The organism is Siccibacter colletis (assembly GCF_025914095.1).
Taxonomy (GTDB): Bacteria; Pseudomonadota; Gammaproteobacteria; order Enterobacterales; family Enterobacteriaceae; genus Siccibacter; species Siccibacter colletis.
In genome coordinates this window covers 199,151-221,698 of the sequence record NZ_CP074352.1, presented here as the reverse complement: position 1 = coordinate 221,698, position 22,548 = coordinate 199,151, and the positions used below count along the sequence as shown (strand labels likewise).

Sequence of the window (22,548 nt, the reverse complement as noted above, 5' to 3'; positions counted from 1 at the left end):
CGGGTTTATTTCAGGTTTTCCGGGAAGTTTTCCGGCAGCTCGCTGGCGGCGCAGTCGATAACGCTGTCGTTATTCGCCCCGCAGTCGCGCACAAAGGTAATGGTGGCGAACTCATCAATCACTTCGGTCGGATAGGCCGGGCCCGCATCGCGATATGACTCCATCAGCGGAATATGCTCGTTCTGGAAGCAGACGGTTTTTTCAGGATTGTTGATCACCCAGCGCGGGAAGAAGATGGTGCCGTGGAACAGTTTGTCGCCGAGGTTAGCAATCAGGCTGACGTCGGTCCCGGTCGGTTCGGTCCAGGAAATTTTATAGGTGCTTTCCCCAACGCGAACGATATACGCGTGCTGATCTTTTACCCAGCGATTACCGACGATGCCGCTGTGAATACGGTAGTCGAGGGTGTGTTCGTTTTTAACGTAGATCTCGTAATTCCAGCCGTTATCGTAGGTATAAACCAGATGTTTGCCGACGAAGCCGCTCAAATCATTTTTATCGAATGTACTCATGATGTGCCTCCTTAATCTCGATGCAGGTATGTTAACGCTTCAAAAAACGAATGAATAACGCTACTTTTAGATGAAATTCATTCATTTTTTAGATTGGTATGCATAAAACAACGCTCGAACAGTGGGCTCTTCTGGAAAGGGTAGTGGAACTGGGAAGCTTTGCCCGGGCGGCGGAAGAGACCAACCGCAGCCAGTCGTCGGTAAGCTATAACCTCGGCCTGCTGCAGGAGCGGCTCGGCGTTGCGCTACTGAAGCCCGAAGGCCGGCGCGCGGTGCTCACGCCGGCCGGTGAGCTGCTGTTGAGCCAGGTGCGTCCGCTGCTCAAGGCCTTCACCTGGGTGGAATCCCGCGCCGCCACCCTGCGCAATGGCATGCGCACGCGTCTCGATCTGGTGGTGGACAGCATCTTTCCGCGCGCGCGGCTGTTTGCCATTCTGCGCCAGTTTCAGCAGCGCTACCCACAGACCCAGGTGCACCTGACTGAAGTGCTGGAGAGTGCAGCCCTCGACGCGGCGGTCAGCGCCGGGGCCGATGTGATGGTGCTGACCCGCCGCCAGGATCTCACCGGGCGGGGCGAATGGCTGATGAATATTGATTTTGTTGCTGTCGCCCATCGCGATCACCCGCTGTTCGCTGCCCCGACGCTGGATGACGACACCCTGGCGGCCTGGCCGCTCATCCGCATCGCCGATCGCGATACCGCCAGCGAGTCCGCCAGCGAAGCCTGGACGTTCTCAACCATTGATGCCGCCGTCGACGCGGTGATGTATCAGGTTGGCTATGGCTGGCTGCCGGAGGAGCGCATCCGCCTCCAGCTGGAGTCCGGCGTGCTGCGCCCGCTGCCGCTCGATCACGGCGCACGTCGCGCCACGCCGCTGCACCTGATCGTTAAAAATCACCCCGGACCGCTGGATGAGCAGGTTGAGCTGCTGATCGCCCTGCTCGGCACGTCGTAGCACCTGCTACGCTTAGGGTCAGATGTTTCACCCTTACTGGAGCAGAGCATGAAAATCGATCTATCGGGAAAAGTGGCGCTGGTGACCGCCTCTACGGGCGGTATTGGTTTTGCCATTGCCCGGGGGCTGGCCGAAAGCGGCGCAGAAGTCGTGATCAACGGTCGCAGCGAAGCGACGGTCAACCACGCGATTCAGAAATTGCAGCAGGTCGTACCGGGCGTGGCGGTGCGCGCGACCATCGCCGATCTCAGCAGCGCCCAGGGCGTGGAAACCCTGCTACGAACCGTGCCGCAGGCCGACATTCTGGTGAATAACGCCGGTATTTTTGGCCCGCAGGATTTCTATGGCACCGATGACGAGACATGGGACAGGTACTGGCAAACCAACGTCATGTCGGGCGTGCGCCTCTCCCGCGCCCTGCTGCCGGGCATGATCAGTAGCGGCTGGGGTCGCGTGGTGTTCATCTCCTCCGAGTCGGCGCTGAATATCCCTGCCGATATGATCCATTACGGCGTGACCAAAACTGCCCAGCTGTCGCTGGCGCGCGGGCTGGCGAAGTTTGCCGCCGGTAGCGGCGTCACCGTCAACAGCGTGCTGCCGGGGCCGACCATGTCGGACGGCTTCGCCGCGATGATGCAGGATGAGATGGACAAAACCGGGAAATCGCTGGAGACGGTGGGCAAAGAGTTCGTGATGGCGAATCGCCCCAGCTCGGTGATCCAGCGTGCCGCTACCGTAGAAGAAGTAGCCAACATGGTGGTGTACGTCTGCTCAATGCAGGCCTCTGCGACCTCCGGTGCCGCGCTGCGCGTGGACGGCGGCGTGGTGGATGATATCGTCTGATGCGCCATGAAAAACGCCCCTCGCAGGAGGGGCGCCGTGGTTACTGAATGGCAACCGGCCACTGATTGAGCCGGATGCCGCGCTTCGGCGCGCTCTCCCCGAAATCCACCAGCACCGCTTTTACATCCGGGTCCATATACTCGGCGTTATCGTGCTCGACAATCACCACGCTGTTCTCCGGGATCTCATCCAGCAGATTTTGCAGCCGCGGGTTGTGCATAAAGGTGAGGTTCTGCTGGAAGCGCAGCACATAGTGATCGTCATAGCGCGTCAGCTGCAGCGCGTTACGGTGGCTCTTGTAGACGCTGTAGAGGATCTGCGTCGCGAGGCCGAGCGCGATCCCCGCCAGCATTCCAAACGCGATAATACCGCCGATGGTCACCAGGAACGGTACAAACTGCTGCGGCCCCATGCGCATCTGCTCGACGAACAGGCGCGGCGTCGCCAGCTTGTAGCCGGTCCAGAGCAGCACGGCGGCAAGGCTTGCCAGCGGAATGATGGTCAGCAGCGAGCTGAACCACAGGCCGCATACCAGCAGCAAAATACCGTGAATGAAAATGGAAAGTTTGGTCTGCGCCCCGACGCTGACGTTCACCGAACTGCGCACGATCACTGCGGTGATCGGCATCGCCCCCGCGAGGCCCGCCGTCAGGTTACCGATGCCCTGGGCGAACATCTCTTTATTCGGCGACGGTGCCGGGTGCTGTGGACGCAGCTTCTTGAGCGCCTCCTGACTCAGCAGGGTCTCCAGGCTCGCCACCAGCGCCAGCGTCACCGCCACCATATACACGGTCGGGTTCTGCCAGGCTTGCCAGTCCGGCCTCTCCAGCCCGGCCACCAGCTCGCCAATGCTGTCGAACGCCGGTAACTCAATGCGCGGCAGCTGGGTGGCCCACTGGGGATTCAGATGCGGGATAAGCAGCGTCATCGCTCCACCGGCTGCGACAGCGATCAGCGGGCCGGGGATCCAGTTCAGCGCTTTAATGCGCTTCAGCGCCGGCGTGGTCCAGAGCCAGAGGATAATCAGGCCGCCGCCGGCCACCAGCATCGCCGGCAGCGAGATCTGGGTTTGCCCGGTGAACAGTTCGCGCAGGCTGCTGCTCTCGGCCGCGCCCAGCGCCACCGGCAGCTGCTGCATGATGAGCAGAATACCAATTGCCGCCAGCATGCCTTTGATAACGCTGCCCGGCACCAGTGAGATAAACCGCCCGGCACGTACCAGGCCGAGCACCAGCTGCAGCACCCCGGCCAGCACCAGCGCCAGTAAAAACGCGGAAAATGAACCGAGGCTCTCCACTGAGGCAACGACAATCGTCACCAGCCCGGCCGCCGGGCCGCTGACAGCGAAGCGTGACGGGCTTAACGCCGTCACCAGCAAACCACCGATGACGCCGGTTAACAGCCCGGCAAACGGCGGCAACCCGCTGGCCTGAGCAATACCGAGGCACAGCGGCAGCGCCACCAGAAACACCACCAGACCGGCGGGAATGTCCTGACGCAGGGTTGCAAGATTCATGGTGTTTCTCCCTCTGACGACTGTTCGACCAGGGTTTTCAGATGCCCGGTGGCGAGATCGTACACGCAACCGTACAGACCCAGCTCGCGCCCTTCCTGCCACACCTGACGCACCGGGCCGCTTTGCGCCAGCAGCGCGAACTGCGACATCACGTTCGCCTCCACCAGCTGGTTGAGCGCGGCGGTTTCATCCTCCTCCTCGCAGGTGCGGATCCCGGCAGCGATACTGGCGCGCAGCTGGGTGATACGCCGGGCCAGTGCCGACTCCTCCTCCGCCAGCGGGCTGTCCGGCAGCGCGATGGCGGCCTGCACCCCGCCGCAGCCGTAGTGGCCGCAGAGCACCACGCGCTCAACTTTCAGGTAGTGCAGGGCATACTGCAGCACGCTCATGAAATTGTCGTCGCGGGTGTCCACCATGTTGGCGATATTGCGGTGGACAAACAGCTCGCCGGGATGTGAGCCAGTCAGCACTTCGGCAGGTACGCGGCTGTCGGAACAGCCGATCCACAGGGAATGGGGTTGCTGCTGATGAAGATATTTCTCGAAATATCCGGGGTCCCGCTGGCGACGCTGAAGCGCCCAGCTGCGATTTCTGGCTAATAACGGTTTCAGTGTGGTCACGGTGTGGCTCTCCTTAGGCAACTATTTCCACGCCCCGGCTGACATGCCAGACAAACATATCCCGGCCCGGACATTACGACGGAAAATAAGATGTAGCAGCTTCGGAGAAAAATTATCCCTGAGGAAAATCCGATAAAGAAAATTAATTAATTAGTGTCATGAAGTGTCTGTTTTTATTAAAACGAGGTAAATTCATCAATATGCTATTGCGCCAGTGCGGCATTATTTATTATAAACAAAAACAATACGTTAAATATTTATCAGCCATAAGATTTTCTTATTCGTTACTATAAAAGAGGCATCAGGTAAATTTTTGTCAACGCGCCTGAATTATCAGAACTACTAAATCATTATAGTAACTCAGGTTATTCGCTACATGGTAATTTAACCCGTAATTAAACATCAGTCATTATTTAATTGAGGATTATTCATGTTCAAGAAATATGCCTTTGGGTCGCTGGCCGCGGCAGTGTTATTAACCGGCCAGGCTCACGCTGCCAGCTATGGCGAAAACCTGGAAGGCTTCGATTATCCGTGGCCGCTGCAACATTTTGATTTCACCTCCCAGAAGCAGTCGCTGCGCATGGGCTATATGGATGTGAAACCGCAGAACGCCAACGGCAAAACCGTGGTGCTGATGCATGGCAAGAACTTCTGCGCCGCTACCTGGGAAGGCACCATCCGCGCCCTGACGGAAAAAGGCTATCGCGTGGTGGCCCCGGATCAGATTGGCTTCTGTACCTCGACCAAACCGCAGCAGTATCAGTACACCTTCCAGCAGCTGGCAGATAATACCCATCAGCTGCTGGAGAAGCTGGGCGTGGAGCGCGCCATTGTAATGGGTCACTCTACCGGCGGTATGCTGGCGACGCGCTATGCCCTGATGTTCCCGCAGCAGACCGAGAAGCTGGTGATGGTCAACCCGATCGGGCTTGAGGACTGGAAAGCGAAAGGCGTACCGTGGCGCAGCGTGGATGAGTGGTATGAGCGCGAGCTGAAAACCACGGCCGCAGGCATTAAAGCTTATGAGCAAAAGACCTATTACATGGGCCGCTGGAAGCCGGAGTACGACAAGTGGGTCGACATGCTGGCCGGGATGAACACCGGGCCGGGCAAGGAGATCGTGGCGTGGAACTCGGCGCTGATCTACGACATGATCGCCACCCAGCCGGTAGTGTATGAATTCCCGCAGCTGAAAGTACCGACTACGCTGTTTATCGGCACCGGAGACACCACGGCACCCGGCAGCGATACTGCGCCAGAGGCGGTGAAGAAAGCGGTAGGTAACTACAAAGAGCTGGGTAAAACGACGGCGAAAGCGATTCCGAATGCGACCCTGATTGAGTTTGACGGCATGGGCCATGCGCCACAGATGGAAGAGCCGGAGAAGTTTCATCAGATGCTGATCGACGATCTGGCAAAATAAAAAAAGGCTGGCATTACGCCAGCCAAAATGACTACTCAACACACACAAAAAATTAGCTTATCCGACGGTCCGCCACGCGGCGGGCCGTAATATAGTGATGCTGCCAGTAACGGTTAGATAACATTGAAATCGTTACCCCCTTACTGCTTGAGGCATGAATAAATTCATCCCCACCGATATACACCCCAACGTGGCGATGGTCCGGCCCGGTATTAAAGAACACCAGATCCCCCGGCTTTAATTGCTGCTGGCTGACCGATTTACCACGATGAATTTGCTCACCTGTAGTGCGCGGCAGCGAAAGATTAATCGAATCGCTGAAGATATGCTGCATCAGGGCCGAACAGTCGATGCCGCGGCGCGTGGTGCCGCCAAAATGGTAGCGCGTCCCTTTCCAGTTGTTATATTGCTCAAGAATACGCGACTTAATACTGCCATCGGCCAGGGATTCCTGCGGAATATAATAACTGCGTGCGGACTGATTAAAAAAACCGCCGTGCTTTATCTCTTTTGGTATTTCAAATGCCGACGCTGATGATATAAAAGCAAAACCTAATAATGCTGAGATAATAATCTTAAACATAATAATACGATGTGAGTGAGTGAGTGAGTTTTTCCTTACCGAATAAATAATGCGTGGTGCACTGTTTTTTTTGGAATGGGCGCAGTGTAAGAGCCGCTCACTTTTTCAGCAACCGATAAGCGGTCCAAAAATAGAGCGCAATAAAAACGCCCGGCCGGGAGTACCGTTCCGGGCGCGTCAGAAACGCGCTGAGGGCCTCTGAGGGGGGCCCGAATAGATGTTATGGCAGATGAGCGCTATTTCACCGTATTGAGAAGTGACGCTAATAATTCGCCAAAAGTGGTATGTGACTCAATGACGTAATCGGTCGATACTTTATCGCGGATCTGAAAACAGTCCTCTTTCAGGCTGTACACGAATACGGACATGCCATCTTCACCAATCACCAGTTTGTCGGTGAGGTTTGGATCAACGTAGATATCGTTATCGCGTGTATCAATGTTCCGAATATAAATATTTGACCATGCTGGTTCGCCAATCTCCGTCTGCGTCATTCCGTACAGGGTGAGTCCATTGTATTCAAGCCCGTCCATGATTTTAAGCATATCGGCGTAATCAGGGCGGCTTATTACCAGACGCTGAATATCTGAGTAAACACCGCGCTTCGTTTCATCCCATTCTGCTGGCGCAGGTTTGTACATTAAGTCAGCCATTGTGTCAGGCGTTACCGGGCTGGCTACCGGATAGTTATCGGAAACCATCAGAGTATTGAGGATGCCGATTATCTGATTTGTGTCGTTCATCGCGTGTTCACTTCCCTACAGGATAAATTACGCCGTTCGGCGAAGGCCATAAAACGTTAGTTCTGGCGTTATATGGGAGATCTTTGGTGATTATCGCCTGTGCTTTTGATAGCGCTGAGTGATATGGCGAGTTTTGAATCAATAACAGGTTGTCCAGGGCGTTTGTGCCACTATCATCGAGGGGGATTTTGTGGTGAACCTGCCAGCCGGACGGCACTTTACCATCAGCCAGGCGCAGCAGATTGTTGGAATCAAACGTTGATAGTGCGTCTGGGTGAGCGGAAAGCGATTTGAGGAAGTTCGGGCGAACGGAACTGTTAAACTCCCCACGAAGCGCGGCATATTCAGCGCGGTCACGACGAACATAGTTCAGTTCTGACACGCTCACATCTTCAAGCAGAACGTGTGCCTTTTTGTATTTTCCCAGATAACTTGTCAATTCTTCTGCTGCCATCGGGTTACGTATAACCAGCAGTGAAGCCGCAGCTACCATCATCCCGGATGTTGTTTCGTTCAGAACTCCGTCGTACCCCTTCACCGCATCGCCGCCCAACTGTTCGGCTGTCTTCCTGAACCCCTCAATATTGCCGTTATAGATACCGCCAGCGGCCAGCAGTCGTCCGGCTGCTTTGCTGTTGATGGTTTTTGCCGATTGGGCATGCTGAGCTGGTTCAGCAGGGCGGCTGTAGAATACCGGGCGTGTCACTTCATGAGAAATGAGATAGCTAAGCCGGGAATGAAGGCCTAATGGAAGGTCGCTGCGCAGGTCTCCTGATGAAGTCTGCACTCCCGATATTTCGGTCCCTCTCATGGTTTGCCGCAGTAAAACAGTTTTTCCTGATTTTATATCGGCCAGGGCATCCCTATATGCCATCCATGGATGGTTGTAATGGTACTGGCGATAAGGGTCGACAACGCGACTGTAGCCTGGCGGTAAATCCCATTCCCTGATGATACGATCTTGCCTGGCCGTATCGGCTAAATCACGGAAAGCCGCATCAGGGTGGCGGATGTATGGAATGTCATCAAGATAGAGCTCATCACGTGATTTTACACAGTAGTCGTGAAGCATAAATATCCCTTTATGCTTGTGGTTTTCGACATTATTATGCATCAAGAAAACAGGCAAGCTTATGATGCCTGTCATTTTTTCCCGCCGTGATCTCCACCTCTGTCAACGAAAAAACCACCCGGCAAGGTGGCTTTTTCGAAGGTTCGCAAGAGTTGACGCTCTTTTGAAGTGCGGTAACTGCCATGGAAGGAGCACAGTCACCAAAACTGTCCTTTCAGCGTAGCCTTATCGCACCCGAAACCTCAAGACTCTCCTCCTCTAAATCTGGTGCCAGTGGCGCTTTGTCGTGTCTGCCAGGGTGGAATCAAGAGAATATTTACCTGATCAGGCGCGGCAGTCGATTACCACACGGCCTTTTACCTTACCGTCGAGCAGATCGCTTGCCAGCGCAATGGCGTCAGACAGCGGCGCGGTACGGGTGATTTTTTCCAGCACGTCACGAGGCAGCAGCGCGCAGGCATCTTTCCAGGTGTCGATGCGTTTTTGCTGGCTGACCATCACGCTGTCGATACCTTTGAGCGTCACGCCGCGCAGGATGAACGGCGCCACGCTGGCCGGTAAGTCCAGCCCCTGCGCCATACCGCAGGCAGCAACCACGCCATCATAGTGGATGCCGGCACAGACGTTAGCCAGCGTGTGGCTGCCCACGGTATCTACTGCGGCCGCCCAGCGCTCTTTCTGCAACGGCTTGCCGGGATTGCTCAGCTCGTTGCGATCGATAACCTCGCTGGCCCCCAGCGCACGCAGCGCATCTGCCGTCTCTTCCACGCGTCCGGTCGAGGCCACCACCTGATAGCCCAGCGCATGAAGCAGTACCAGCGCACAGCTCCCCACGCCGCCGTTAGCACCGGTAACCAGCACCGGGCCATCCTCCGGTTTCACGCCGTGCTGACGAATGGCATTGACGCACAGCATGGCGGTGAACCCGGCGGTGCCGATCGCCATTACCTGCTGCGCGTCCGCGCCCTCGGGCAGCGGCACCAGCCACTCGGCCTTGACCCGCGCTTTACCCGCCAGTCCGCCCCAGTGCTTTTCCCCGACGCCCCAGCCGGTGAGCAGGACTTTTTGCCCAACGGCGTAATCCGGGTGCGAACTCTCAGCGACCGTGCCGGCAAAGTCGATGCCCGGCACCATCGGAAAGGCGCGCACGATGGGGCCACGGCCGGTGATCGCCAGCGCGTCTTTATAGTTGATAGAGGAAAAGTCGATATCCACGGTGACATCACCGGCGGGCAGCGCGTCATCGTTTAGCTCGGTCAGCGTGGAGGTGTAGCCGTCGCCGTTTTTATCAATCAGTACACACGTAAACATACGAACTCCTGCAGTAAGTTGCGTTACTCACGAAAACGGGAATTATTCACCGAACGCATGATAAGGGTTTTGATCAAAAAGGGTTTTCGCACCCTGAATGAACTGGTAACGCGAATAAAAAAGCCCTGCCCTGAGTGTATCGGACAGAGCCTGAGGAGCAAGTTTCACGGTGCGGAGCGGAAACTGCCCCGCTTGCTGCGGGGCTGGATAAATCAGGCGACGAAGCGATCCACCAGTTTCGCCATCGCCGCCGACTGGCCGTCAAGCATCTGGCTGGCGCTGGCTGCCTGGGAGACCAGGGCGGCATTCTGCTGGGTCACCTGTTCGAGCTGATTCAGCGCCAGATGTACCTGAGAGACGCCGAGCGACTGCTCGCTGGCAGCCTGCGCAATATCGCTGACGAACTGCTTCATCATCCCGGTATTATCTGCGGCAGCTTTCAATGCGGTGTTGGAGGCCGACACCCGCGCTACGCCCTCGCTGATTTTTTCCATGTTGTGATCCACCAGTTCGCGGATCTGGCTGGCTTCCCGGGCGCAGCGCTGGGACAGATTGCGCACTTCGCTCGCCACCACCGCAAAGCCTTTACCCAGCTCACCGGCGCGGGCGGCCTCAACCGCGGCGTTCAGCGCCAGCAGGTTGGTCTGGAACGAGATGTCGTCAATGGATTTTACGATGCGGCCAATCTGCTCACTGGAGGTGCGGATATCCGCCATGCTCTGGCTGGCCTCGCTGGACACGCGGTTAGCTTCCAGCACGTCGCGCTCCATCGCCTGCGTCAGGCGTTCGGCTTCGCTGGCGTTATCGGCGGTCTGATTAATGGCGGTGGAGATCTGCTCCATGCTGGAGGCGGTTTCGACAATCGACGCCGCCTGTTCGTCGGTGCGCTGAGCCAGATCCTGGTTACCGGCGGCGATATCGCTGCTGGCGCTGCGCAGCACACCGGCACCGGATTTGATCTCCTGCACGATGTGCTGAATGTTTTCGATCGACTGGTTATAAGCGCGGTTCAGGGCCGACAGCTCATCGCTACCCGGCACGTCCAGGCGACGGGTCAGATCGCCGTCCATCTCGTTAATGGCCCTGAGCGTGCCGGTAAGCTGGAGATGAATACTGCGTGCGACGACAACTGCAAACGTCAGTGCTATCAGTAACGCAATCAGGCTGATAGCCAGATAAGACTGCCAGTCGATGCGCGCCTGGTGCGCAAGCCGAGCGGCATGGGCCTGCAGGGTATCAGCAACGCGGTTCTCCACCTTGCGCAGCGTTTCGATGCGCTGCGTCTGGGCAGTAAACCACTCTCCAGGGTTGACGCCAAAATCACCTTCCGCCGCCTTACTGAAGGCCACCGCACGCAGATCCAGCGCCCGGGTCGCGTCCGCGGAATCCAGCGCGCTGTTCAGATCGGCGATCTGCTGCGCGGTGCTGAAGCGACGGGCGGCGATAAGCCAGGCTTCCTGTTTGCCCACCACGTCGCTGAACAGGCGGAACTGCCCGTCACCGAAACGACCCGCCGAGAAAATGTTCGACAGCAGAGCACGCTCCACGCCCGCCTGCTCTTTCAGGTTAAGCAAACTGTAATAGGCCGCCAGCTCGTTAACCATGACCCCGGAGGTAGTTAGCTGCCCCATGCCGCCGACAAAATTAAGGACGCCGGCGATGGTTTGGGTATAAAACTGAATTGCTGCCGGGGTATCAATCGATAAGCCAGCGATCGCCGTTCGCGTAGTGCTGAGTGACTGAATATGTTGATTAAATATTTTTACCGTGGCGGCAATATCGCCAGTTAATATTGCGCTGTCAGTAGCAGACAGCGTGTTATTAAAGGTGGCTAACGCGGCGTCGGTTATTTTTTGCTGAGCGGTTAATTCGCTGCGAAATTGTTCCCCTTTGGCGCCCAAATATCCGGCGCTCATACCGCGTTCACGTTGCAACTCATGAACCACATCCCCGGCGCTGCGCGCCAGCGCGGTCAGCTGGCTGATGGTATGCATCTGTTGCTCGCTCTGAATACGGCTGAGCATACCGGAGCCGGCAAACCAGCACAGCGCGATAAGCAACGGCATCAGCGCAAGAAATAACTTCATCTTCATTGAAATACGATAGATCCACGACATACGTTACACCTTATTAACCTTACTGAATAAGGGGTATATCGGTTAATTCCCTCATAACCTTTACGCTTATTCCGTTATGAATAGCGACGTCGTTATACGAATCACGCTGCATTAACCATAATTAATTAAAGGTTAATAATTATAAAGAGGTAGACTGCGATTAATGGGAAGGGAAATAACGTATTGCCCGCGCGAGTTGGCGGGCAAGAGAGTTTACGCGCTTGCCAGCGCCTCTGCGCAGGCTGCTGCTGACGCCCAGGCCCACTGGAAGTTATAGCCGCCCAGCCAGCCGGTGACGTCCACCACTTCGCCAATAAAATAGAGACCCGGCACGTTGCGGGCTTCCATGGTGCGCGACGACAGCTCATGGGTATCAACTCCGCCCAGCGTTACCTCTGCGGTGCGGTAGCCTTCGGTACCGTTCGGCTGTACGCGCCAGTTTTGCAGGGCATCTACCAGCACGCTCTGCTGGCGCGCGTTGAGCTGTTTGAGTGACACATCCGGGAACTGCTCAGGATGAAGCAGCATCAGGCACTCCACCAGCCGCTTCGGCAGATGCTGGGCGAGGGTGTTTTTCAGGCTCTGGTTGGGATGCGCGCTGCGCTGGGCGTTGAGCACCTCGTCAAGATCGGTGTCCGGCAGCAGGTTTACCGTCACGAACTCGCCCGGCTGCCAGTAGCTGGAAATTTGCAGCACTGCCGGGCCGGACAGCCCGCGATGGGTAAACAGCAGGTTTTCACGGAACAGGGTACCGTCTTCAGCCGTAATCACCGACAGCACCGAGACGCCGGAAATCACGCTCAGTTGATCCAGCAGCGGTTTGTGCAACGTGAAGGGCACCAGCCCGGCGCGGGTCGGCAGCACCTTCAGGCCAAACTGTTCAGCGATTTTGTAACCAAACGGCGACGCGCCGAGGCCCGGCATCGACAACCCGCCGCTGGCGATGACCAGGCTGTTAGCCCGCACTTCACCGCCGTTCAGGGTCAGCAGATAACCCGCTTCATCGCGCACCACGCCCAGCACTTCGCTGCGCAGGCGCAGGTTTACGCCGCCCTTCTGGCACTCCGCCACCAGCATATCGACGATCTGCTGGGCCGAGTCGTCGCAGAACAGCTGCCCGAGGGTCTTTTCATGCCAGGCGATGCCGTATTTTCCTACCAGATCGATAAAATCCCACTGGGTATAGCGCGCCAGCGCCGATTTACAGAAGTGCGGGTTCTGGCTGAGATAGGCTGCGGGTTCGACGTAGAGATTGGTGAAGTTACAGCGTCCGCCGCCGGACATCAGGATCTTGCGCCCTGGCTTTTTGCCATTATCGACCAGCAGCACCCGACAACCGGCCTGCCCGGCCTTCGCCGCGCAGAACGTTCCGGCTGCTCCGGCACCAATTACAACGGCATCAAACTGTTCCACACCCAATCCCCTTCATATTTAAGGCTGCGAATTGTAAAGATTCCGCTCTGGTCACACCAGCATGAAATCGTTTCATGTTGCTTAGCACGTTGATATAAAAGAAATAATTATTTACATCTTTTGACAGCTGTCATCGTATCGTCAAAAAAAGTCTATATTTCACTTTGCCCGCGCGACGTTTGTCCTGGATAATGCGCCGCGTTCATGACCTCAAAATGGCGTAACGTCCTATGCTACATTTGTTTGCCGGCCTGGATCTCCATACCGGGTTGTTATTGTTGCTTGCTCTGGCATTTGTTCTGTTTTATGAAGCGATTAACGGCTTCCATGATACGGCGAACGCAGTAGCAACTGTGATCTACACCCGGGCAATGCGCTCGCAACTGGCAGTCGTGATGGCTGCGGTGTTCAACTTCCTCGGCGTACTGCTTGGGGGTTTAAGCGTCGCTTATGCCATTGTGCATATGCTCCCTACCGATCTGCTGCTTAACGTCAGTTCCGCTCATGGCCTCGCCATGGTGTTCTCGATGCTGCTGGCGGCGATCATCTGGAACCTCGGCACCTGGTACTTCGGGCTTCCGGCGTCCAGCTCCCACACCCTGATTGGCGCGATTATCGGCATTGGATTAACCAATGCGCTGATGACCGGCACATCGGTGGTGGATGCGCTGAACATTCCAAAAGTCATCAATATCTTTGGCTCACTGATTATCTCTCCGATTGTCGGTCTGGTGTTTGCTGGCGGGCTGGTGTTTATTCTGCGTCGCTACTGGAGCGGCACGAAAAAACGCGCCCGTATTCACCTGACCCCTGCCGAGCGTGAAAAGAAAGACGGTAAGAAAAAACCGCCGTTCTGGACCCGCATCGCCCTGATCCTGTCTGCTATCGGCGTGAGTTTCTCACACGGTGCGAACGACGGGCAGAAAGGCATCGGCCTGATTATGCTGGTCCTGATCGGCGTCGCGCCGGCGGGCTTCGTGGTTAACATGAACGCCACGGGCTACGACATTACTCGTACCCGTGACGCAGTGAACAACCTCGAAACCTGGTTCCAGCAGCATCCTGGCGTGCTGAAACAGGCTACCGGCCTCGACCCTGTCATCCCGACGCCGGAACAGACGGTGGCGACTACCACGACGCGTGAATTCCACTGCGACCCGAGCCGGGCGTTTGTTGCCCTGGAGCGCGCTAAAACGCTGCTGGCTAACCACGACAGCTACGACAAGCTGAGCGTGGAGCAGCGCAGCCAGCTGCGTCGCATCATGCTGTGTATCGCGGATACCTCGGATAAAGTCGCGAAGCTGGACGGCACTTCGGCGGAAGATCAGCGTTACCTGAAGAAACTGAAAGGTGACCTGCTGAACACCATCGAATATGCGCCAATCTGGATCATTATGGCGGTCGCCCTGGCACTGGGTATCGGCACCATGATCGGCTGGCGTCGTGTTGCCACCACCATCGGTGAGAAAATCGGTAAGAAAGGCATGACCTACGCACAGGGTATGTCGGCGCAGATGACGGCCGCAGTGTCTATCGGGGTTGCCAGCTACACCGGGATGCCGGTTTCCACCACCCACGTGCTTTCTTCCTCCGTGGCGGGGACGATGATTGTGGACGGCGGCGGTTTACAGCGTAAAACCGTGACTAACATTCTGATGGCCTGGGTCTTCACCCTGCCAGCCTCGATTGGGCTTTCCGGTCTGCTGTACTGGATTTCGCTGCAGTTCATCTAAGCAGCAAGGTACGGTAAGAATAAGCGGGTCTTCGGACCCGCTTTTTTTTGCCTAATGCCAGATCATTAACGCAACCAGACTCACCACCACCAGCCCACACAGGGCGCTGGTGAGCAAAAACTGCCGGCGTACGCGCTCACAGCGGCGAATAAATTCATCATCGTGATGATCAAGGTAGCGCTGGGCATAGATATAGCGCACCAGGCGTACCTGTTTGCTGGGCTGACCGTGAGAGGTAAAAAAGCCGCCGCCATCGACATACTGGTACAGCAAGGGATCGCACCCGCGTAACACAACTAACAGGGCGCGTAGCGATGAGTAGTAACGCACCATATTCACTACACAAACAATGCATAAAGCCCAGAACAGCGCGACAGTGCTGATCATATGTCCTCCCCGGCTTTCACCCACAGCGCGTTGCCCCAGGACACGCGCCCCTACCCAGACCGTTAATGAAATCAGAAAGTCGAGCGGGTTCACATTTATTTACCCGAGCGGCTTATTAAATAGTGTAGGAGATCCGTTAATTTTTTTACCACAACGTTAACGCTTATCAAGGTAATGACGATGTAGTCGCGCTAACCTGGGCAAGAGGGCCGGAATTGACGGACGGACAGCCGCGCTATAAGGTAGAAATATCTTCTACAATTTAAGTCCTTACGTTATGACGTTCGCGCGATGTGGTACGCAGGACGCGGGCAAGGAGAATAGCTCAGCAAACGCGCTATTCGTTTCCTCTGGTCATCGAAAACTTATGGAAGGAGTAACACTATGGCTTACCAACACATTCTTATCGCAGTAGACCTGTCGCCAGAAAGCAAAGTGCTGGTTGAGAAAGCGGTCTCAATGGCTCGCCCTTATAACGCGAAAATCTCCCTGATTCATGTTGATGTGAACTACTCCGATCTTTATACCGGTCTTATCGACGTCAACCTGGGCGACATGCAGAAGCGTATCTCTGAAGAGACGCACCATGCGCTCACCGAACTCTCCACCAACGCGGGCTATCCGATTACCGAAACCCTGAGCGGCAGCGGCGATCTTGGTCAGGTCCTGGTTGACGCCATCAAGAAATACGACGTCGATCTGGTGGTCTGCGGCCATCATCAGGATTTCTGGAGCAAGCTGATGTCCTCCGCGCGCCAGCTGATCAACACCGTGCACATCGATATGCTGATTGTGCCGCTGCGCGACGAAGAAGAGGCGTAACGCTGTCAGCGTAAACCACCTGATAAACCGCGGCTCACGCCGCGGTTTTTTTTCATCCTTTTACCAGGCTTGGTTCAGTAAAACGCAAACGCTATAATGATTAAAAATGAAGCAGGTATGAGGTCGCTATGACAAAAAATCTCTCGCCGCTTGTGTCCGAGTTCGAAACGCAGGAACAAGCTGAAAGCTACGACCGCTGGTATCGGGAAAAAGTCGATGCGGCAATGCATAGTACTCACGCAGTCTCGTCGCATGATGACGTCATCGGTGGAGCGCGGAAGATCATCGATGAGATAAAAGCCAAGAGGAAACTGGCCTGATGCTCCCGATTCAATGGACTGAAGAAGCTAAAACGGATTTGTTTACGCTAATTTCTTTTATTGCCCTGGAAAATCCTTACGCCGCTGAATCACTTTTACAGCAAATTGACGCCGCGATCCTGCCGGCGGCAGAACATCCTTATATGTTCCGCGCAGGCAGAGTAGACGGGACACGGGAAGTGATTGCGCATCCAAACTACATTGTGGTTTATCAGGTGCGAAACGAATGTATAAGGATCATCAGCGTGGTGCACTCACGCCAACAATATCCCTGACAGTCACTCGCAAAAGTTCTGGCTACTCCGCCGTTCCCGCGTAAATATCAAACCGGTGTCCTTTGGTGACCACTGCGTTCGGTGTTGCCACCTCCGCCAGCGGCGGCGCGTAGTCCGGGCGTTTTACCACTACGCGCTTCGTTGCTAACTGGCGTGCGGGTTCGAGCAAACCGTCGGCATCCTCATCCGGCCCTACCAGCGACTGAAACACCCGCATCTCTTTTTTCACCAGCGCGCTTTTCTGCTTGTGGGGAAACATGGGGTCCAGATAAACCACCTGCGGGCGCGGGGTAATGTCGGTCAGCGCCGTCAGGCTGGAGGCGTGGATCAGCGTCAGCCGCTCGCGCAGCCACGGACCGATTTCCGTGTCCTCATACCCGCGCCGCAGCCCGTCATCCAGCAAGGCGGCGACCACCGGGTTACGCTCCAGCATCCGCACCCGGCAACCGACAGAAGCTAACACAAAGGCATCGCGCCCCAGGCCTGCGGTCGCATCGACCACATCCGGCAGATTGCTGCCCTTAACGCCCACGGCCTTCGCCACCGCCTCGCCGCGTCCGCCGCCAAACTTGCGCCGGTGCGCCATTGCGCCATCGACAAAGTCCACATAGATGCCGCCAAGCTTAGGTTCGTCGCGCTTGCGCAGTTCAAGATGGGAGGGCGTTAACACCAGCGCCATCGGGTTGTCTGCGTCATGCTCCAGCGCCCAGCGGGCCGCAAGAACAGATAAGGCGCCGTCTCCGGCGCCTGATTCATCAATTAAACAGATGTTCACGCGAATGCTCAGCCCTTGATGCCGTAGTGATCCAGCATCGCATCCAGCTGCGGTTCACGGCCGCGGAAGCGTTTAAACAGCTCCATCGGCTCCTCGGAACCGCCGCGGGTCAGGATGTTATCGAGGAACGACTGGCCGGTTTCGCGGTTGAAGATGCCCTCTTCCTCAAAGCGGGAATAAGCATCTGCTGCCAGTACGTCGGCCCACAGATAGCTGTAGTAACCCGCCGCGTAACCGCCCGCAAAGATGTGGCTGAAAGCGTGCGGGAAGCGGCCCCATGACGGACCCGGCATCACGGCAACCTGTTTCTTGATTTCCGCCAGGGTATCAAGAATTTTCGCGCCCTGTTCCGGGGTGAACTCAGCATGCAGGCGGAAATCAAACAGCCCGAACTCCAGCTGGCGCAGGATAAACATCGCCGCCTGGTAGTTTTTCGCCGCCAGCATTTTATCAAGCAGCGCCTGCGGCAGCGGTTCGCCCGTCTCGTAGTGGCCGGAGATAAACGCCAGCGCGTCCGGCTCCCAGCACCAGTTCTCCATAAACTGGCTCGGCAGCTCCACGGCATCCCACGGCACACCGCTGATCCCGGCAACGCCCGGGGTTTCGATGCGGGTCAGCATGTGGTGCAGCCCGTGACCGAACTCGTGGAACAGGGTGATCACTTCATCGTGGGTGAACAGCGCCGGTTTGCCCTGCACCGGACGGTTGAAGTTACAGGTAAGATAAGCCACCGGCTTCTGCAGTGAGCCGTCTGCCAGACGCATCTGCCCCACGCAGTCATCCATCCAGGCACCGCCGCGCTTGTGTTCGCGGGCGTACAGGTCGAGGTAGAAGCTACCGCGCAGCTCACCGCTCTCGTCGTAAAGCTCAAAGAAACGCACGTCCGGGTGCCAGACGTCGATATCCTTGCGCTCTTTAGCGGTGATGCCGTAGATGCGCTTCACCACTTCAAACAGGCCGTTGACCGCTTTCTGTTCCGGGAAGTAGGGGCGCAGCTGCTCATCGCTGATGCTGTAGAGGTGCTGCTTCTGTTTTTCGCTGTAGTACGCGATGTCCCACGGCTGCAGCTCATCCACACCGAAGGCCTGCTTCGCAAAGTCGCGCAGCTGGGCCAGCTCCTGCTCGCCCTGCGGACGGGCGCGTTTCGCCAGATCGGTTAAGAAATCGAGCACCTGCTGCGGATGCTCCGCCATTTTAGTGGCGAGAGACTTATGGGCATAGCTGTCAAAGCCCAGTAGCTGCGCCAGCTCGTGGCGCAGGGCGAGGATCTCTTCCATCACCGGGCTGTTGTCCCACTTACCGGCGTTCGGCCCCTGATCGGATGCGCGGGTGCTGTAAGCGCGATACATCTCTTCACGCAGCGGCTGGTTGTCGCAGTAGGTCATCACCGGCAGATAGCTCGGGATGTCGAGGGTCAGCAGATAGCCTTCCTGCTGTTTGGCTTCCGCCTGGGCTTTGGCCGCCGCCAGCGCGCTCTCCGGCATACCGGCCAGCTCCGCTTCGTCGGTAATCAGCTTCGTCCAGCCCATGGTGGCATCGAGCACGTTGTTGCTGTAGGTGGAGCCCAGCTCGGACAGGCGCGCAGCGATTTCGCCGTAGCGCTTCTGTTTTTCCGGCGGCAGACCGATGCCCGACAGCTCGAAGTCGCGCAGCGCGTTATCCACTGCTTTTTTCTGTGCAGTATCGAGTTTGTTGTAGTTTTCACCGTCACGCAGGTCGCGGTAGGCCTGATACAGGCCTTCGTTCTGCCCGACCCAGGTGCTGTACTCAGACAGCAGCGGCAGCGTCTGCTCATAGGCTTCACGCAGCTCGGGGCTGTTCTGCACGGAATTCAGGTGGCTGACCGGTGAAAAGATGCGTCCCAGACGATCGTCTACTTCCGCCAGCGGCTGACACAGCGTTTCCCAGGAGTACGGCGCGCCGCTGGCGACCACGGCTTCTACCTGCGCGCGGCAGTCTTCCAGCGCCTTTGTAACGGCAGGCACCACGTGCTCGGGTTTAATGGCGGAAAACGGCGGCAGTTCAAACGGCGTGAGTAATGGATTGGTCATAAGCGCAGTCCTGTCGAATAGGGTGAATGTAGCGCGCGTTCCAGCGCTTTGCCTGTGCGTCTTAGCATGGGGTTAAGTGTAGTGAATTTCAATGGCAGGCGGTACGCAACTGTGCGTATTGCGCTGTCAGGAAAGTGGGTTCATTCTGTGCCGGTGTCCAACCTGCTGTGCAGCTTAACAAGATGGTCAATGTTCTTCTGGAATACGTATTTCCGGCGATGCTAATTATCTTCATTGTCATGGTGTTTTTCATTCTGCCTTACCGACAGCGCAATCTTTCACGCCAGCGTACCGCTCAGGTTGAAGCCTCGGGTCGCAAGAAAAAAATTTCCACGGCATCGACGATGCTGCGCATTTTTGGCAGCAGTCGCAGCTACGCTGCTGACTACTATTTTGATGACCTCAACTTTTATCAGATTCGGGAAACGGGCGAAACGACGGTGCCGCTCGCGGCGATTACCGCCGTGGTGCGGGAAAGCACCCAGATTAACAACCGTTCCGTCTGGTCGGTGAGCTGGTGCATCGACGGCGACACGCATCAGGCGCGCTTCCTGCACAACTTCACCTTTTTCAATCGCAACTTCAGTGAGTTTCTTGCCGCCGTGCGGCGTGCCAACCCGAATGCTCAGGTGCGTAAACTGACCCTCTTTAGCCTGTAGCGCGGCTTGCCGTCAGGCCGGCGCACGCCTGAGGCGGTAATCCATCGCGAACTGCGGTAAACTGTCGAATAACCTGTATCAACTTCGGAATTCTTCCCGCCATGCTTAGTTACCGCCACAGCTTCCACGCTGGCAACCACGCCGACGTGCTCAAACACACCGTCCAGAGCCTGATTATCGAATCGTTAAAAGAGAAAGATAAACCCTTTCTCTACCTGGACACGCACGCGGGCGCGGGGCGTTATCAGCTGAGCAGCGAACATGCCGAGCGCACCGGTGAGTATCTGGAAGGCATCGCCCGCATCTGGCAGCGCGACGATCTGCCTGCCGAGCTGGAAGCCTATATTGGCGCGGTCACGCACTTCAACCGCAGCGGCCAGCTGCGCTACTACCCGGGCTCGCCGCTGATTGCGCGCCAGCTGCTGCGCGAGCAGGACAGCCTGCAACTGACCGAACTGCACCCGAGCGATTTCCCGCTGCTGCGCGGTGAATTCCAGAAAGACAGTCGCGCCCGCGTTGAGCGTGCCGACGGCTACCAGCAGCTGAAAGCTAAACTGCCGCCGCCGTCGCGTCGCGGTCTGATCCTCATCGACCCGCCGTATGAAATCAAAAGCGATTACCAGGCGGTGGTGCAGGGTATCAGCGAAGGCTACAAACGCTTTGCCACTGGCACCTACGCGCTGTGGTATCCGGTGGTGCTGCGCGCGCAGATCAAGCGCCTGCTGAAAGATCTCGAAGCTACCGGTATTCGCCGCATTTTGCAGATTGAACTGGCGGTGCGTCCGGACAGCGATCAGCGCGGCATGACCGCCTCCGGCATGATCGTTATCAACCCACCGTGGAAGCTGGAGCAGCAGATGACAACGGTCCTGCCGTGGCTGCATAAAGCACTGGTCCCGTCGGGTACCGGGCATACCACGCTGAACTGGGTGGTACCGGAATAAGGGTGCTGATTGCAATCATAGATGCCAGCGTGCCGACATTCCGGCCCGCTGCGCTTACACTACGCTTACTGTTTCGACGCAAATCAAGGTAACGGCCATGACCAGACATTACGACTACATCGCCATTGGTGGCGGCAGCGGCGGCATCGCCTCCATCAACCGTGCGGCGATGTACGGGCAAAAATGCGCGCTGATTGAAGCCAAAGAGCTTGGCGGCACCTGCGTGAACGTCGGGTGCGTCCCGAAGAAAGTGATGTGGCACGCTGCGCAGATCGCCGAGGCGATTCACCTCTACGGCCCGGACTACGGCTTCGATACCACCGTCAATAATTTTGACTGGAGCAAGCTGGTCGCCAGCCGCAGCGCCTACATCGATCGTATTCACGCCTCTTATGAAACGGGCCTGAGTAAAAACCGCGTCGATGTGATCCGCGGCTTCGCTCGTTTCGTGGATGCCCATACCGTGGAAGTCAACGGGGAAACCATCACCGCCGACCATATCCTGATCGCCACCGGCGGGCGTCCGAGCCATCCGGATATTCCGGGTGCCGAATACGGTATCGACTCCGACGGCTTCTTTGAGCTGCCAGCGCTGCCGAAGCGCGTCGCGGTCGTGGGTGCCGGCTATATCGCTGTCGAACTGGCGGGCGTGGTGAATGCGCTGGGTGCCGAAACGCATCTGTTTGTGCGTAAACACTCGCCGCTGCGCAGCTTCGATCCGATGCTTTCCGAGACCCTGAAAGAAGTGATGATGGCGGAAGGCCCGACGCTGCAAACCGAAGCGACGCCGAAATCGGTGGTGAAAAACAGCGATGGCAGCCTGACCCTGACGCTGGAAGACGATCGCACCTTTACCGTGGATTGCCTGGTGTGGGCCATTGGCCGCGAGCCAGCGACGGACACCTTTAACCTGGAAGTTACCGGGGTAAAAACGAACGAAAAAGGCTACATCGTCGTCGATAAATTCCAGAATACTAACGTACCTGGCATCTATGCTGTGGGCGACAATACCGGCGCCGTTGAGCTGACGCCGGTGGCGGTTGCTGCGGGTCGCCGCCTCTCAGAGCGCCTGTTCAACAACAAGCCGGAAGAGCATCTGGACTACAGCAACGTTCCGACCGTGGTCTTCAGCCACCCGCCGATCGGTACCGTTGGCCTGACTGAACCTCAGGCGCGCGAGCAGTACGGCGATGACAACGTGAAGATCTATCGCTCGTCATTCACCGCGATGTACACCGCCGTTACCTCCCATCGCCAGCCGTGCCGCATGAAGCTGGTGTGCGTGGGTAAAGAGGAAAAAATCGTTGGTATCCACGGCATCGGTGCCGGAATGGACGAGATGCTGCAGGGCTTCGCGGTGGCGCTGAAAATGGGTGCCACCAAGAAAGACTTCGACAACACCGTGGCGATACACCCTACCGCCGCAGAAGAGTTTGTCACCATGCGCTAATTATCAAGCCCCTCGCCGAG

General features: G+C 56.9%; 22 protein-coding genes. 10 read left to right on the top strand and 12 right to left on the bottom strand.

Translation table 11 applies throughout. The annotated features are described in order from the left end of the window. Window positions 1–5: 5 nt before the first annotated feature. A complete protein-coding gene (locus tag KFZ77_RS01055) occupies window positions 6–512 on the bottom strand; it encodes a phenolic acid decarboxylase (protein WP_264385228.1) in 507 nt (168 codons plus the stop codon). Window positions 513–610: 98 nt separating this feature from the next. Between KFZ77_RS01055 and KFZ77_RS01050 the strand changes: the two genes are divergently transcribed. Together KFZ77_RS01050 and KFZ77_RS01045 are read left to right on the top strand one after the other, a co-directional pair. Then, window positions 611–1,468 (top strand): LysR family transcriptional regulator, encoded by an 858-nt coding sequence (locus KFZ77_RS01050; protein WP_264385227.1) that lies wholly within the window; start codon window positions 611–613, stop codon window positions 1,466–1,468. Between the two features lie 48 nt (window positions 1,469–1,516). Further along, on the top strand, window positions 1,517–2,311 hold the full coding sequence (locus tag KFZ77_RS01045; protein WP_264385226.1) for an SDR family NAD(P)-dependent oxidoreductase: 795 nt from the start codon (window positions 1,517–1,519) through the stop codon (window positions 2,309–2,311). Between the two features lie 40 nt (window positions 2,312–2,351). Here KFZ77_RS01045 and KFZ77_RS01040 read toward each other — a convergent pair whose 3' ends face one another. Then, window positions 2,352–3,827 carry a SulP family inorganic anion transporter gene (locus tag KFZ77_RS01040; RefSeq protein ID WP_264385225.1) on the bottom strand — a complete coding sequence of 492 codons (1,476 nt, stop codon included), beginning with the start codon at window positions 3,825–3,827 and terminating at the stop codon, window positions 2,352–2,354. Then, window positions 3,824–4,447 (bottom strand): carbonic anhydrase, encoded by a 624-nt coding sequence (locus tag KFZ77_RS01035; RefSeq protein WP_264385224.1) that lies wholly within the window; start codon window positions 4,445–4,447, stop codon window positions 3,824–3,826. The genes KFZ77_RS01040 and KFZ77_RS01035 overlap by 4 nt, the downstream gene beginning before the upstream one ends. Window positions 4,448–4,877: 430 nt before the next feature. On the opposite strand from KFZ77_RS01035, the gene KFZ77_RS01030 reads away from it, so the two are divergent. After that, a complete protein-coding gene (locus tag KFZ77_RS01030) occupies window positions 4,878–5,873 on the top strand; it encodes an alpha/beta fold hydrolase (RefSeq protein ID WP_264385223.1) in 996 nt (331 codons plus the stop codon). A gap of 52 nt (window positions 5,874–5,925) precedes the next feature. Here the strand turns inward: KFZ77_RS01030 and KFZ77_RS01025 are convergent, their stop codons facing one another. The 6 genes from KFZ77_RS01025 to KFZ77_RS01000 all read right to left on the bottom strand — a co-directional run bounded on the left by KFZ77_RS01025 (window position 5,926) and on the right by KFZ77_RS01000 (window position 13,112). Further along, window positions 5,926–6,456, bottom strand: coding sequence for an NlpC/P60 family protein (locus tag KFZ77_RS01025; RefSeq protein ID WP_081826926.1), 531 nt, complete (start codon window positions 6,454–6,456; stop codon window positions 5,926–5,928). A gap of 236 nt (window positions 6,457–6,692) precedes the next feature. Continuing rightward, window positions 6,693–7,199 (bottom strand): YrhA family protein, encoded by a 507-nt coding sequence (locus tag KFZ77_RS01020; RefSeq protein ID WP_264385222.1) that lies wholly within the window; start codon window positions 7,197–7,199, stop codon window positions 6,693–6,695. Window positions 7,200–7,206: 7 nt separating this feature from the next. Beyond that, window positions 7,207–8,271: an HNH endonuclease signature motif containing protein gene (locus KFZ77_RS01015; protein ID WP_264386226.1), complete on the bottom strand. Its 1,065-nt coding sequence runs from the start codon at window positions 8,269–8,271 to the stop codon at window positions 7,207–7,209. 324 nt (window positions 8,272–8,595) lie between these two features. Beyond that, window positions 8,596–9,582, bottom strand: coding sequence for an acrylyl-CoA reductase (NADPH) (acuI, locus tag KFZ77_RS01010; RefSeq protein ID WP_031521931.1), 987 nt, complete (start codon window positions 9,580–9,582; stop codon window positions 8,596–8,598). 212 nt (window positions 9,583–9,794) lie between these two features. Continuing rightward, a complete protein-coding gene (locus KFZ77_RS01005; RefSeq protein ID WP_264385221.1) occupies window positions 9,795–11,699 on the bottom strand; it encodes a methyl-accepting chemotaxis protein in 1,905 nt (634 codons plus the stop codon). 213 nt (window positions 11,700–11,912) lie between these two features. Continuing rightward, a complete protein-coding gene (locus KFZ77_RS01000) occupies window positions 11,913–13,112 on the bottom strand; it encodes a BaiN/RdsA family NAD(P)/FAD-dependent oxidoreductase (protein WP_264385220.1) in 1,200 nt (399 codons plus the stop codon). A gap of 230 nt (window positions 13,113–13,342) precedes the next feature. On the opposite strand from KFZ77_RS01000, the gene pitA reads away from it, so the two are divergent. Further along, the gene (pitA, locus tag KFZ77_RS00995) at window positions 13,343–14,845 is read left to right on the top strand and encodes an inorganic phosphate transporter PitA (RefSeq protein ID WP_031521935.1); all 1,503 of its coding nucleotides are present in this window, start codon (window positions 13,343–13,345) and stop codon (window positions 14,843–14,845) included. Between the two features lie 51 nt (window positions 14,846–14,896). Here pitA and uspB read toward each other — a convergent pair whose 3' ends face one another. After that, complete coding sequence (gene uspB, locus KFZ77_RS00990; RefSeq protein ID WP_031521936.1) at window positions 14,897–15,232, bottom strand: universal stress protein UspB; 336 nt, start codon at window positions 15,230–15,232, stop codon at window positions 14,897–14,899. A gap of 384 nt (window positions 15,233–15,616) precedes the next feature. Between uspB and uspA the strand changes: the two genes are divergently transcribed. The 3 genes from uspA to KFZ77_RS00975 all read left to right on the top strand — a co-directional run bounded on the left by uspA (window position 15,617) and on the right by KFZ77_RS00975 (window position 16,649). Beyond that, window positions 15,617–16,054 carry a universal stress protein UspA gene (gene uspA, locus KFZ77_RS00985; RefSeq protein WP_031521937.1) on the top strand — a complete coding sequence of 146 codons (438 nt, stop codon included), beginning with the start codon at window positions 15,617–15,619 and terminating at the stop codon, window positions 16,052–16,054. A gap of 128 nt (window positions 16,055–16,182) precedes the next feature. Continuing rightward, window positions 16,183–16,374: a type II toxin-antitoxin system RelB family antitoxin gene (gene relB / locus KFZ77_RS00980; RefSeq protein ID WP_264385219.1), complete on the top strand. Its 192-nt coding sequence runs from the start codon at window positions 16,183–16,185 to the stop codon at window positions 16,372–16,374. Continuing rightward, window positions 16,374–16,649 (top strand): type II toxin-antitoxin system RelE/ParE family toxin, encoded by a 276-nt coding sequence (locus tag KFZ77_RS00975; protein WP_264385218.1) that lies wholly within the window; start codon window positions 16,374–16,376, stop codon window positions 16,647–16,649. The genes relB and KFZ77_RS00975 overlap by 1 nt, the downstream gene beginning before the upstream one ends. A gap of 22 nt (window positions 16,650–16,671) precedes the next feature. On the opposite strand, the gene rsmJ is transcribed toward KFZ77_RS00975, so the two are convergent. Further along, window positions 16,672–17,424 (bottom strand): 16S rRNA (guanine(1516)-N(2))-methyltransferase RsmJ, encoded by a 753-nt coding sequence (gene rsmJ / locus KFZ77_RS00970; RefSeq protein ID WP_264385217.1) that lies wholly within the window; start codon window positions 17,422–17,424, stop codon window positions 16,672–16,674. Window positions 17,425–17,432: 8 nt separating this feature from the next. Continuing rightward, entirely contained in the window at window positions 17,433–19,475 is a 2,043-nt protein-coding gene (gene prlC, locus KFZ77_RS00965) for an oligopeptidase A (protein ID WP_264385216.1), read from the bottom strand. 182 nt (window positions 19,476–19,657) lie between these two features. Between prlC and KFZ77_RS00960 the strand changes: the two genes are divergently transcribed. The 3 genes from KFZ77_RS00960 to gorA all read left to right on the top strand — a co-directional run bounded on the left by KFZ77_RS00960 (window position 19,658) and on the right by gorA (window position 22,528). Then, entirely contained in the window at window positions 19,658–20,134 is a 477-nt protein-coding gene (locus KFZ77_RS00960; RefSeq protein ID WP_264385215.1) for a hypothetical protein, read from the top strand. Between the two features lie 101 nt (window positions 20,135–20,235). Next, complete coding sequence (locus KFZ77_RS00955; RefSeq protein WP_031521943.1) at window positions 20,236–21,078, top strand: 23S rRNA (adenine(2030)-N(6))-methyltransferase RlmJ; 843 nt, start codon at window positions 20,236–20,238, stop codon at window positions 21,076–21,078. 97 nt (window positions 21,079–21,175) lie between these two features. Continuing rightward, window positions 21,176–22,528 (top strand): glutathione-disulfide reductase, encoded by a 1,353-nt coding sequence (gene gorA / locus KFZ77_RS00950; RefSeq protein ID WP_264385214.1) that lies wholly within the window; start codon window positions 21,176–21,178, stop codon window positions 22,526–22,528. Window positions 22,529–22,548 lie beyond the last annotated feature (20 nt).